Raw genomic sequence first — 12392 nt, forward strand, 5'->3', positions numbered from 1 at the left:
TCGCCGCCATGCCGCCCAGCTCCTCAAAGCCCCGGAACGGGGGCGATCCACCCATACGGGACCGTGCGGGAGACCCCGTCCGGACCCGCGCCAGGGATCGCGGTGACGCATGCCCGGGCGCCCTGCGGCTGCACCGCGCCGACGACGGCGGGCTGGCCCGTCTGCGGCTGCCCACCGGCTCCCTGACGCCTTCTCAGGTCGAGGCCCTCGCCGACGCGGCCGACCTGCTGGGCGACGGCCACCTCGGCGTGACCTCGCGCGGCAACCTCGACCTGCGCGGCCTGGACGAGGACTGCGGCGGCGCGCTGGCGGAGCGCCTGTCGGCAGCCGGCCTGCTGCCCTCCCCGGCGCACGAGCGCGTCCGGAACACGGTGGTGTCGCCGCTGGCGGGCGTGGACGGGCGGGGGCACGGGCACGCGCCGGCGTGGGCCCGCGAGCTGGACGCGCTGCTGTGCGCGGAGGCGTGGGCGACGGCGCTCTCGGGGCGCTTCCTGTTCGCCGTGGACGACGGGCGGGGCGACGTGGCGGGGCTCGGCGGCGATGTGACGTTGCTCGCAGAGCCGGAGGGCCGCGCTCTGGTACGGATCGGGGGCCATGCGTGGCGGGTGGCGGCGGCCGACGCCCCGCGCGCCGCGCTGGCGGTGGCCGAGGCGTTCCTGGCGGTCGTCCGCGCACAGGGCTCGGGCGCCTGGCGGGTGGCCGACCTCGCGGCGGCCGGCGCCCCCGCTCCCGGAGCCGCCGCCCCGGAGACCGGCCGCGGTCCGGGTTCCGCCGCGGACGCGGGCGCCGACCGGGCCACAGGCCCCGCGGACGCGCTGCGGGACCTCGGGGAGGCCGCCGACGCCTGCCTGCGCCGCGCGGGCGTACCCGCCGAGGGCACCGCGCCGGAGCCGCTCCCCCGGAGCGGGCCGCCGGAGCCGGGCGTGGTGGCGGGCGGCCGGGCCGTGTCGGTGACGGCCCCGCTGGGGCGCGTCAGCAGCAGCCAGTTCCGGGCGCTCCTGCCCGCCGGCGAGGTCCGCGTCACCCCGTGGCGCGGCTTCGTCGTGACGGGTCTGCCCGACCGCGCGGCCGCCGAGGCCCGGCTCGCCGCACTGGAGGAGGCCGGTTTCCTGACGCGGGCCGACTCCCCCTGGCTCCGGGTCAGCGCCTGTACGGGCAGGCCGGGATGCGCCAAGTCGCTGGCCGACGTCCGGGCGGACGTCCGGCCGCCGGAGCCCGCGCGGTACGGCGGGCTGCCGGTGCACTGGTCGGGTTGCGAGCGCCGCTGCGGCCATCCGCAGGGGGCGTGGGTGGACGTCCTGGCCACCGGCGACGGCACGTACGACATCACGGTCCGAGACAACGGCGCACAGAGATGAGCGCGCAGAGATGAGCGAGAGCACAGTGTTCGACTACGAGAAGGACGGCGCGGAGATCTACCGCCAGTCCTTTGCCACGATCCGCGCCGAGGCGGATCTCGCGGGACTGCCCGCCGACGTCAGCCAGGTCGCCGTGCGGATGATCCACGCCTGCGGCATGGTCGACCTGGTCCGCGACCTCGCGTACTCGCCGCAGGTCGTCTCCCGCGCCCGCGCCGCCCTGCGCTCCGGCGCCCCGATCCTGTGCGACGCGCAGATGGTGGCCAGCGGTGTCACCCGCAAGCGGCTGCCGGCCGACAACGACGTGGTCTGCACCCTCTCCGACCCGTCCGTCCCCGGTCTCGCGGCGGAGCTGGGCACCACCCGCAGCGCCGCCGCCCTGGAGCTGTGGCGGGACCGGCTGGAAGGCTCGGTCGTCGCGATCGGCAACGCCCCGACGGCCCTGTTCCACCTCCTGGAGATGATCGCCAAGGGCGCCCCGCGTCCGGCGGCGGTGCTCGGCATACCGGTGGGCTTCATCGGGGCCGCCGAGTCCAAGGAGGCCCTGGCGGCCTCGGACCTGGAGCACATCGTCGTACGGGGCAGGCGCGGCGGCAGTGCCATGACGGCCGCCGCGATCAACGCGATCGCGAGCGAGGCGGAATGAGCACGGACGTTTCACGTGAAACGACGCCCGGCGGGCGGGGCAAGCTGTACGGGGTCGGGCTCGGCCCCGGCGACCCGTCGCTGATGACCCTGCGGGCCGCCGAGGCCATCGCGGAGGCCGACGTCGTGGCGTACCACTGCGCCCGCCACGGCCGGTCCATCGCCCGCTCCATCGCGGCGAAGCACATCCGCACGGACCACGTCGAAGAGCGCCTGATGTACCCGCTGACCGTGGAGACCACGGACCACCCCGGCGGCTACCGGGGTGCGCTGAACGACTTCTACGAGGAGGCGTCCGCCCGGCTGGCCGCGCACCTGGACGCGGGCCGCACGGTGGCGGTCCTCGCCGAGGGCGACCCGCTCTTCTACGGCTCGTACCAGCACATGCACAAGCGGCTGGCGCACCGCTACGACACGGAGGTCATCCCCGGCGTCACCTCGATCAGCGCGGCCGCGGCCGCGATCGGCAAGCCGCTCGTGGAGGCCGAGGAGACGCTGACGATCATTCCGGGCACCCTCCCGGAGGACGAGCTGACGGCCCGCCTCGCGGCCGCGGACTCCGCGGTCGTGATGAAGCTGGGCCGCACCTTCCCGGCGGTGCGGCGCGCCCTGGCCCGTACGGACCGGCTGGCGGACGCCCACTACGTGGAGCGCGCCACCATGGAGGGCCAGCGCACGGCGCCGCTCGCCGAGGTGGCCGCGGACTCGGTGCCGTACTTCTCCGTGGCGGTGCTGCCCTCCCGCGTCGACACGGGCCCGGCGGCCCCGGAGCGGGGCGAGGTCGTGGTGGTCGGCACCGGACCGGCGGGCGCGCCGTGGCTCACCCCGGAGACGCGGGGCGCACTGGCCTCGGCGACGGACCTGGTGGGTTACACCACGTACCTGGACCGGGTGCCGGTGCGGCCGGGCCAGCAGCGGCACGGCTCCGACAACAAGGTGGAGGCGGAGCGCGCCGAGTTCGCCCTGGACCTGGCGCTGCGCGGGCACCGCGTCGCGGTGGTGTCGGGCGGCGACCCGGGCGTCTTCGCCATGGCGACGGCCGTCCTGGAGGCCGCGGCGCAGGAGGCGTACTCGGATGTGCCGGTCCGCGTGCTGCCGGGCGTCACCGCCGCCAACGCGGCCGCCGCGAAGGCGGGGGCCCCGCTGGGCCACGACTACGCCACGATCTCCCTGTCGGACCGCCTGAAGCCCTGGGAGGTCATCGCGGAGCGGCTGCGCGCCGCGGCCGCCGCGGACCTCGTGCTGGCCCTGTACAACCCCGGCTCCCGCAGCCGCACCTGGCAGGTGGGCCAGGCCAGGGACCTGCTGCTGGAGCACCGCGCCGCGGACACCCCGGTGGTCGTGGCGCGGGACGTGGGCGGGCCCGAGGAGTCGGTGCGCGTCCTGGCGCTGGCGGACCTGGACCCGTCGGAGGTCGACATGCGCACCCTGCTGCTGATCGGCTCGTCCCAGACGCAGGCGGTGCGCCGCGGCGACGGCACCACGGTGGCGTGGACGCCCCGCCGGTATCCGGAGGCACCCCGGCCCGGCTCCTGAACCCGCCGGCCCACGAAGCCGCCCCGGCCGCCCACGGGACTCCGGCCCCCTGCGGCGGTCGGGACCTGGGGGCCTGGGGGCCTGGGGGCCTCGGGGGCCTCGGGGGCCTCGGGGCCTGGGGGCCTGGGGGCCTCTGGGGCCTCGGGGCCTCGGGGCCTGGGGGTCGTGGGACCGCTGGCCCCACCGGACACCGTACGCACACGGCGACGGCGCCCGCTGCGCCGCCGCCGCCACGGCGCAGCGGGGGCCGGGAGCGGTGGCCAGGCGCGGCGGCCGCGGGCAGCGGCGGGGCGCGGGCAACGGCGGGGCGCGGGCAACGGCGGCTCATGCCCGAGGGGGAGGCCGCCCGGGGGAGGTCCGCGCCTGAAGCAGGCCCCCCGCGGGAGGTGCGCGCCGGGGGAGGCTCACGGGCGAGGCGAGGTGCCACGCTCGTGGGAGGCTCACGCCCAGGGGAGGCCGCCCCCGCAGGAGGTGCACGCCTGCGGGCGGCCACCCGAGGGGAGGGCCGCTCCCAGAAAGGCCCATGTCCGAGGTGAGGCGCCGTTTCCAAGGGAAGCGCACAGCGTGAGGCGAGGCGCCGTCTCCAGGGGAGGCGCACACGTGAGGCGAGGCGCACGCCGGGGGAAGCGCACACCTGAGGTAAGGCTCACGTCCGGTACATGCGGAGCAGCCCGCACCAGGAGGCAGCCCGCGCCGACGTCGACCCCTGCCGGAGACGACCCGCGCCGGAGGCGGCCCGGGCAAGAGGGCGGCCCCGGTCCGAGGCGGCCCGCGGCCGCAGCAGCGCGGGCCCGAGCCGGGGGCCCGGCCCGAGGCCGCCTGCGGCCGCGGCAGCGGGGCCCCGAAGCGGTCCGCGCCGACGTGAGCCCGCGCAGCGCTCGTTCAGCTGCCCTCGCCGGCCACCCGCGGCTTCAGCAGCGTCATGCCCTCCGGCGCCGTGATCCCGAAGTCCTCCGCCAGGACCGTACGGGCCTCCGCCTCGTCGGCCAGCTCCCGCGTGGTGGCGGTGCCGTCGGCGGCCGTCACGGTCAGCCGCCGGTCGTCGAGCACCAGATGGCGGTCGGCGGCGGTGCGCAGGGCGTAGAGCCGGCGGGAGAACGGCGAGCGCGGGCTGGCCGCGATATAGAAGTTGACCATCTCGAAGTCGGCGTGCACGAACGGCTCGACCGTGAAGGCGTACTGTGCCTGCCACTCGCCCTTCCCCGCGTCGTACGCCTCCAGGACCCACAGGTCCAGGGGTCCGGGGTGCGGCGCGTGCACAAGCCGGTGGCGCCGCCCGGCGGCCTCCGCCTCGGCGCCGGCCACCAGCGGCAGGGGGTGCAGGAGGCCGGTGGAGGCGCCGAAACCCACGTCGGCCAGGTACGGCTCGGCCTCCCCCGGTATCCGCACGAGCAGTGCCATGTGGGTGCGCGGCCGGGAGGTGAACCGCTCGGCGCCGAGGACCACGCGGGCCGTCAACCGGGTCACCCCGTAGCCCGCGGCCTCCAGCGCCAGGGCGAAGAGGGTGTTGTGCTCGTAGCAGTAGCCGCCGCGCCGCCCGCCGAGCAGCTTGGCGGCCAGGTCCTCGGCGGCGAGCGACGGCACGGTGCCGCCCAGGGCGTCCAGGTTCTCGAACGGGATGGTCCGGATGTGCGCCAGGTGCAGGGCACGCAGCGTGTCCGCGTCGGGCCGCACCTCGGCGGTGTGCCCGAGACGGGCGCGGTAGGCATCGAGGTCGAACGGGGAGTCCAGCAGATCATGGTCAGCCATAAGGGCACCGTAGGCGGAACCACCCGGCGCAGGCAGCGGATTCACCGTACGCGATCATCCTGCGCACCCGCGGAGCCCCCGCCTCCGGCCCTCCCCTCGTCGCGCCGGGAGACCCACGCCGCGGCCTCCTCCACGGTGGCGGCGACCGGCACCCCGTCGGGAGCCGGCGGGCGGCGCACGATCACCACGGGGATGCCGGCCTCCCGGGCGGCCACCAGCTTCGGCGCTGTCGCCGCGCCCCCGCTGTCCTTGGTGACCAGCACGTCGATGCCGTACGCGCGCAGCACCTCCCGCTCCCCGTCCAGCGTGAACGGCCCCCGGTCAAGCAGCACCTCCATCCGGGGCGGGCACGGCGGCTCCGGCGGGTCCACGGACCGGACCAGGAACCACACGTCCGCGACGTCCGCGAAGGCGGCGAGGCCCATGCGCCCGGTCGTGAGGAACGCTCGCCGCCCGAGCGCCGGCACCGCCCGCGCCGCCTCCTCCAGGGACGCCGTCCCGTGCCAGTCGTCACCCTCCGCGGGGGACCACCCGGGGCGCCGCAGGGCGAGCAGGGGAACATGGGAGGTGGCGGCGGCCCGCGCCGCGTGGAAACTGATCGTCCCGGCGAAAGGGTGAGTGGCGTCGATGACCGCGTCCACCTGGTGCTCGCGCAGCCAGCGCGCCAGGCCCTCGGCCCCGCCGAACCCGCCCACGCGGACCTCCCCCGGCGGCAGCTTCGGGCTCGCCACCCGCCCGGCGAGCGAACTGGTGACCCGCACGCCGGCGCCGTGCAGGGTCTCGGCGAGCCGGCGGCCCTCGGTGGTGCCGCCGAGGATCAACACATGCTGCATCGTCATCCGTAACCGTCCGGGAAGCCGTCCATGAGTACGAGCGGTGGGCGCAGCGCCCAACTCAAGCACACCGGTCTGCGCCCCGGCTGGACGACCGGTGCCTGCGCGACGGCGGCGACGACCGCGGCGTACACGGCGCTGCTCACCGGGGACTTCCCCGACCCCGTGACGATCACCCTGCCCAAGGGCCAGACCCCGTCCTTCGCCCTGGCGCGGGAGGAGCACGGCGGGTCCTCCGCCATGGCAGCCGTGGTGAAGGACGCGGGCGACGACCCGGACGTCACCCACGGCGCCCTGGTCAGGTCCACGGTGCGGCTGCTGCCGCCGGGCTCGGGCGTCGTGTTCCGCGCCGGGCCCGGCGTCGGCACCGTCACCCGCCCGGGCCTGCCCCTCCCCGTCGGCGAGCCCGCCATCAACCCCGTCCCGCGCCAGATGATCCGGGACCACGTGGCGAAGGTCGCCGCGGAGCACGGCGCCACCGGGGACGTCGAGGTGACGGTGTCCGTCGACGACGGCGAGGAGATCGCCCGCTCCACCTGGAACCCGCGCCTGGGCATCCTGGGCGGACTCTCCATCCTCGGCACGACGGGTGTCGTCGTGCCCTACTCGTGCTCGGCGTGGATCGACTCGATCCGCCGTGGCGTGGACGTGGCGCGGGCCGCGGGCCGCACCCACGTCGCCGGCTGCACCGGCTCGACGTCCGAGAAGACGGTCACCTCCCTCTACTCGCTGCCTGAGGACGCCCTGCTGGACATGGGCGACTTCGCGGGCGCGGTCCTCAAGTACGTCCGCCGCCACCCCGTGGACCGCCTCACCATCTGCGGCGGCTTCGCGAAGCTGTCCAAACTGGCGGCGGGCCATCTGGACCTGCACTCGGCGCGGTCCCAGGTCGACAAGGGCTTCCTGGCGGACCTGGCCCGGTCCGCGGGCGCGGACGAGGTCCTGGCCTCCGCGGTGGCCGCCGCCAACACGGGCCTCGCTGCCCTGCACCTGTGCGCCGAGCAGGGCGTCCCCCTGGGCGACCGGGTCGCGGAGACAGCCCGCGACCAGGCACTGGAGGTCCTGAGGGGAGCACCCGTCGTGGTCGACGTCGTCTGCATCGACCGCGCAGGCACGGTGGTAGGCCGCAGCACCCCCCGCTGACCACCCCCTTGCTCGTGGTGCGCGGGGACGTCGGGGTGCGCGCGGCGACAGCCGTACGGCTGACCCCGTCGTGCGGGGCGTCCGCCGGGGGACGATCATCGCTCCATGAACACCCCCAGCCCCGCCATCCGTCTCGCCCAGCAGCCGGAAGCCGACGCGCTGCTGTCCCGAAGCCCCCTCGCCGCGCTCGTCGGCATGCTGCTGGACCAGCAGGTCCCCATGGAGTGGGCGTTCGCCGGGCCGTACACGATCGCCCAGCGCCTGGGCACCGACGACCTGGACGCCCACACCATCGCCGCCCACGATCCAGAGGGTTTCGCCGCGCTGCTGTCCGCCAAGCCGGCCGTGCACCGCTACCCGGGCTCGATGGCGGGCCGTATCCAGCAGCTGTGCCAGTACCTGGTGGACGAGTACGACGGCGACGCCGCCGCCGTGTGGACCGGTGCGGGCAGCGGGAAGGACCTGCTGGCCCGGCTCCAGGCGCTGCCCGGCTTCGGGAAGCAGAAGGCCCAGATCTTCCTGGCGCTGCTGGGCAAGCAGTACGGCGTCCGCCCCGACGGCTGGCGGGAGGCGGCGGGCCCGTACGGCGAGGCCGGGGCGTACCGCTCCGCGGCGGACATCACCGGGCCCGAGTCGCTGGCCAAGGTGCGCGCGTACAAGCAGGAGGCCAAGCGTGCCGCCAAGGAGGCCAAGAGCGCCCAGGCGGACACGGCTGCAAAGGGCGCCAAGGGGACGAAGTAGCCCAGCGTCCCCGCCGTCACGAACCAGCCGACCACGACCCGCACCCCCCTTCCGCCAAACCGGCCCAATCGCCGCAACCAGTTCAACTATGCCCAACTCCGCGGAAGTTCTCGGCCAACCATCCACAGCGACGGCGATTCATACGAAGAATGACGCGACTTGTGGCACATCTGTTCACAGCGGCCGAGTTGATCGCTAGCTTCCCTTCGACCCTGTCCGCACGGGAAGGACCTCTGTGAACTCATCCCATCGCAGAGCCGTGGCCGCCCTGGCCGCAGCCGCACTCGCGACCCCGCTTCTGCTGGCCTCCGCCTCCCCGGCTTCCGCCGGCAAGCACGATCCGGCGAAGAACGCCGCGAAGCTGGCCGACCGCCTGGTGAGGGCGGCTTCCGCCGAGAGCGCACACAAGCACCTGCGAAAGTTCCAGCAGATAGCCGACACCACCGGAGGCAACCGCGCCGCCGGCACGCTGGGCTACGACGCCTCGGCGGCGTACGTCTACCAGCAGCTCAAGAAGGCCGGGTACGACGTGTCGTACCAGGAGTTCGAGTTCTTCTACACCGAGACGCAGGCGGAGAAGCTCTCCGTGGTGGCTCCTGCGCCCCGCGACGTCGAGATCCGGGCGATGACCTACACCGCGTCCTCGCCGGTCGGCGGCACCACGGCCGCCCTCGCCGCCGCCCCGGTGGACGCGGACGGCTCCAACGGCTGCGAGCCGACGGACTTCGCGACCGACACCTTCAGCGGCAAGGTCGCCCTGATCAAGCGCGGCGGCTGCACCTTCGCCGCCAAGCAGGCGAACGCCGCCGCCGCGGGCGCCGTCGGCGCGATCATCTACAACAACACCGAGGGCATCCTCAGCGGCACCCTCGGCGCCCCCGGCGAGGGCAAGATCCCGACGGGCGGCATCTCGCTGGCGGACGGCGAGCAGCTCGCCGCCGACCTGGCGGCCGGCCCGGTCGAGGTCACCCTCGACATCCGCCAGCTCCAGGAGCAGCGGACCACACGCAACGTCATCGCCGAGACCCAGCGGGGCAACGCCGCCAACACGGTGATGCTCGGCTCCCACCTGGACTCGGTGACCGCGGGCCCCGGCATCAACGACAACGGCTCCGGCTCGGCCGGCCTGCTGGACGTGGCGCTGAAGTTCGCCAAGCAGAAGCACAAGACCACCAACAAGGTGCGGTTCGCCTGGTGGGGTGCGGAGGAGAACGGCCTCCTCGGGTCCGAGCACTACGTCGAGAACCTCGACGACCTCGGCCTCAAGGAGATCAAGCTCTACCTCAACTTCGACATGATCGCCTCGCCGAACTACGGCCTGTTCGTGTACGACGGCAACGACTCCGACCAGGTCGGCGCCCCGGCGGGACCGGAGGGCTCCGCCCAGCTGGAGCGGGACATCATCGCGTTCATGGACGAGAAGGGCCTGCCGCACGCGGGCACGGACTTCACGGGCCGCTCCGACTACGGGCCGTTCATCGCCGCGGGCATCCCGGCCGGCGGCACCTTCACCGGCGCGGAGGGCATCAAGACCGAGGCGCAGGCCGTGAGGTTCGGCGGAACCGCGGGCCAGGCGTACGACCCGTGCTACCACGCCGCGTGCGACGACATCGACAACATCAGCATGACGGCCTTCGACGCGAACATCGACGTCATCGCCAACGCGGTCGGCACCTACGCGCACGACCTGAGCTCGCTGCGCACCCCGGTGGAGTTCGTCCCGACCGACGGTGACGCGGGCAGCGGCGGCGGCCTGCACGACGACCACGACCACGACGAGGCCACCGAGTAAGGACCGCGTCGTCACCGAGTAAGGGGCTCGGAGACCGGCAGAACCTTCGGGGAGGGTGTGCCGCCGACAGGGATCCGTACCGGAACCCGTTCGGCGGCACGTACCGGAAACTGCCACTATGGGTCGAATTGCCGCGCGGCGCCGGACAGGCTGCCGGTGTCGCGCGGCTGCGCTGGGAGGGGCTTGCCCGGTAGGCTTTCCGTGTGATCTTCAAGCGCATCGGTAACGGGCGGCCGTATCCCGACCACGGCCGGGACAGCACCCGGCAGTGGGCGGATGTCGCGCCGCGTCCGGTCCGCCTCGATCAGCTCGTCACCACCAAGGGCCAGCTGGACCTGGAGACCCTCCTCGCCGAGGACTCCACCTTCTACGGCGACCTCTTCGCACACGTCGTGAAGTGGCAGGGCGACCTCTACCTGGAGGACGGGCTGCACCGCGCCGTCCGCGCGGCCCTGCAGCAGCGCCAGGTGCTGCACGCCCGGGTGCTCGAACTCGACTAGCCGACGCCCGGCGCGCGCCCGGCCGCACCGCCCGGCCGCACCTGCCGGCAGTGGCGCTCCGCCGGCAGCGGCGCTCCGCGGCGCCGCCGCGCCTCCCGGACGACGCTCCTCCGCTCCCGGACGACGCTCCTCCGCAGGGCCCTCCGGGACCGCCGATTCCGCCCGCTGCACCTTCCGGGCCGTTTTCCCACCCGTCCGGCCCTGAGCTGCTGATCGTTTAGTAGGCATAGTCATCGGGCCGCATTACGCTGCGCCCATGAGCATGCTCACTCCCCCCGGTATGGGCGGTAAGTACCGCGTGACGGGCACCACGTACCCCCGTATGCGACGCCCTCGCCGCCGTGGCCGTATCGCTTCGGCGAGCATCGCCGCAGCGGCCGCGCTGGGCCTCGCCGGCTGGGGAACGGTCCAGCTCATCGACGTCTTCGGCGGCGGCGGCACGACCGACACCGCGCGCCGCCCCGCCGCCGGGTCCACCTGTCGGGCCGCCAGCCCGTCGCCCGTCGCGGCAGTCGCCCTGCCCCGCCCCGCCGACATCACCGTCAACGTCTACAACGCCACGCCCCGCTCCGGACTGGCGAAGACCACCGCCGACGAGCTGAAGAAGCGCGGCTTCACCATCGGCAAGATCGGCAACGCCCCGGCCGCGTACGACAAGAAGATCGCGGGTCCCGGCATACTGCTCGGCGCTCAGGCGGCCGCCAAAGGCGCGTTCCCCGTGCTCGGCACCCAGGTGAAGGGCGCCGAGACGAAGACCGACACGCGGGAGACCGCGGACGTCGACCTCATCATCGGCTCCGGCTTCACCGCCCTCGCCACCCCGTCGGACGCCACCGCCGCGATGACGGCCCTGCTGCACCCGAAGCCGAAGACGTCCACCTGTACGTGAAGCGCTCCGGCTACCAGCCCGCTGTACGTGAAGCGCTCCGGGTACCGGCCCGCTGTGCGTGAGGTGCTCCGGGTACCAACCCCGGCCGCGCCCCGGCCCGGTGACCTGACCGCCCCGACGCCCTCACGCGGACCGCACCCCCCGGCCGCTTCCCGCGGACCGCGCTCCCCGGCCCCTTCAGGCGGACCGCACCGCCCGGCGCTGTCGGCGCTCGACCGGCGCTGAACCGGCTCCCACGCCGTACCTGCGCCCGCCCCGCACGCGAACGGAACGATCTTCCCCGGACCCGCACCGACGGCCGCGCAGCCCCCGGTCCGTCCGGGACGAAAGCTCCGGCCGAGGCCCCGGTCCGCCCCGCGACTGCCGGGGCAGCAGAACCCCGCCGCCTCCTTCAGACCTGGCCGCGGGCGCCTGACATCCGGCCCGGGCCGCTTACGGCCTGCCCCCAGCCCGTCTCCCGGCCCGTCTCCGGCCTGCCTCCAGGCTGCCGCCGACCCGCCGCCGAGCCTCGGCGCCCCGACGGCGGCGCCGCCACCTACTCCGCGGCTCCGTACATGCGGTCACCCGCGTCACCGAGGCCGGGCACGATGTAGCCGTTCTCGTTGAGCCGCTCGTCCACCGCCGCGGTGACCACGGTCACCGGCGTCCCCGCCAGCTCCCGCTCCATCACCTGCACGCCCTCCGGCGCGGCCAGCAGCACGACCGCCGTGACGTCGTCGGCGCCCCGCTTGATCAGCTCCTGGATGGCCGCGACCAGCGTGCCGCCCGTGGCCAGCATCGGGTCGAGGACGTACACCTGCCGCCCCGAGAGGTCCTCCGGCATCCGCGTCGCGTACGTCGACGCCTCCAGGGTCTCCTCGTTGCGGATCATGCCGAGGAAGCCCACCTCGGCGGTCGGCAGCAGCCGGACCATGCCGTCGAGCATGCCGAGCCCGGCGCGCAGGATCGGCACCACCAGCGGACGCGGGTGGGACAGCTTCACGCCCTCGGTGGCCGTCACCGGCGTCTCGATGCCGACCCGCTCGGTGCGCACGTCCCGCGTGGCCTCGTACGCGAGCAGGGTGACCAGCTCGTCGGCGAGCCGCCGGAAGGTGGGGGAGTCGGTGCGCTTGTCGCGCAGCGTGGTGAGTTTGTGCGCCACCAGCGGGTGGTCGACGACGTGGATCCGCATGCCCACAACAGTAGCCCGCACTGGCATCAACCCAC

General features: G+C 74.6%; 11 protein-coding genes. 8 read left to right on the forward strand and 3 right to left on the reverse strand.

The features are described 5' to 3' along the window. Nucleotides 1–8: 8 nt before the first annotated feature. Genes L6E17_RS18905 through cobJ form a run of 3 tightly spaced genes read left to right on the forward strand, consistent with a single transcriptional unit; the run spans nucleotide 9 to nucleotide 3539 of the window. Nucleotides 9–1358, forward strand: coding sequence for a cobalamin biosynthesis protein CobG (locus L6E17_RS18905; RefSeq protein ID WP_374109088.1), 1350 nt, complete (start codon nucleotides 9–11; stop codon nucleotides 1356–1358). Between the two features lie 10 nt (nucleotides 1359–1368). Further along, nucleotides 1369–2004, forward strand: coding sequence for a precorrin-8X methylmutase (locus L6E17_RS18910; RefSeq protein ID WP_071265167.1), 636 nt, complete (start codon nucleotides 1369–1371; stop codon nucleotides 2002–2004). Beyond that, nucleotides 2001–3539, forward strand: coding sequence for a precorrin-3B C(17)-methyltransferase (gene cobJ / locus L6E17_RS18915; protein ID WP_236241932.1), 1539 nt, complete (start codon nucleotides 2001–2003; stop codon nucleotides 3537–3539). The genes L6E17_RS18910 and cobJ overlap by 4 nt, the downstream gene beginning before the upstream one ends. Nucleotides 3540–4421: 882 nt before the next feature. On the opposite strand, the gene L6E17_RS18920 is transcribed toward cobJ, so the two are convergent. Then, nucleotides 4422–5288 (reverse strand): arylamine N-acetyltransferase, encoded by an 867-nt coding sequence (locus L6E17_RS18920; RefSeq protein WP_236241933.1) that lies wholly within the window; start codon nucleotides 5286–5288, stop codon nucleotides 4422–4424. 41 nt (nucleotides 5289–5329) lie between these two features. Continuing rightward, nucleotides 5330–6127: a cobalt-precorrin-6A reductase gene (locus L6E17_RS18925; protein WP_236241934.1), complete on the reverse strand. Its 798-nt coding sequence runs from the start codon at nucleotides 6125–6127 to the stop codon at nucleotides 5330–5332. Nucleotides 6128–6151: 24 nt separating this feature from the next. On the opposite strand from L6E17_RS18925, the gene L6E17_RS18930 reads away from it, so the two are divergent. The 5 genes from L6E17_RS18930 to L6E17_RS18950 all read left to right on the forward strand — a co-directional run bounded on the left by L6E17_RS18930 (nucleotide 6152) and on the right by L6E17_RS18950 (nucleotide 11186). Beyond that, nucleotides 6152–7264: a cobalt-precorrin-5B (C(1))-methyltransferase gene (locus tag L6E17_RS18930; RefSeq protein WP_236241935.1), complete on the forward strand. Its 1113-nt coding sequence runs from the start codon at nucleotides 6152–6154 to the stop codon at nucleotides 7262–7264. Between the two features lie 105 nt (nucleotides 7265–7369). Beyond that, nucleotides 7370–8005, forward strand: a complete 636-nt coding sequence (locus tag L6E17_RS18935; RefSeq protein ID WP_236241936.1) for an HhH-GPD-type base excision DNA repair protein — start codon at nucleotides 7370–7372, stop codon at nucleotides 8003–8005. Between the two features lie 259 nt (nucleotides 8006–8264). Beyond that, a complete protein-coding gene (locus L6E17_RS18940; protein WP_236242127.1) occupies nucleotides 8265–9797 on the forward strand; it encodes a M28 family metallopeptidase in 1533 nt (510 codons plus the stop codon). A gap of 203 nt (nucleotides 9798–10000) precedes the next feature. After that, nucleotides 10001–10297, forward strand: coding sequence for a type II toxin-antitoxin system VapB family antitoxin (locus L6E17_RS18945; protein ID WP_071268372.1), 297 nt, complete (start codon nucleotides 10001–10003; stop codon nucleotides 10295–10297). A 256-nt stretch (nucleotides 10298–10553) separates the two neighbouring features. Continuing rightward, nucleotides 10554–11186: a LytR C-terminal domain-containing protein gene (locus L6E17_RS18950; RefSeq protein WP_236241937.1), complete on the forward strand. Its 633-nt coding sequence runs from the start codon at nucleotides 10554–10556 to the stop codon at nucleotides 11184–11186. Nucleotides 11187–11721: 535 nt separating this feature from the next. On the opposite strand, the gene upp is transcribed toward L6E17_RS18950, so the two are convergent. Next, complete coding sequence (gene upp, locus L6E17_RS18955; protein ID WP_236241938.1) at nucleotides 11722–12357, reverse strand: uracil phosphoribosyltransferase; 636 nt, start codon at nucleotides 12355–12357, stop codon at nucleotides 11722–11724. Nucleotides 12358–12392 lie beyond the last annotated feature (35 nt).

The organism is Streptomyces sp. CC228A (assembly GCF_021390935.1).
Classification (GTDB): Bacteria; Actinomycetota; Actinomycetes; order Streptomycetales; family Streptomycetaceae; genus Streptomyces.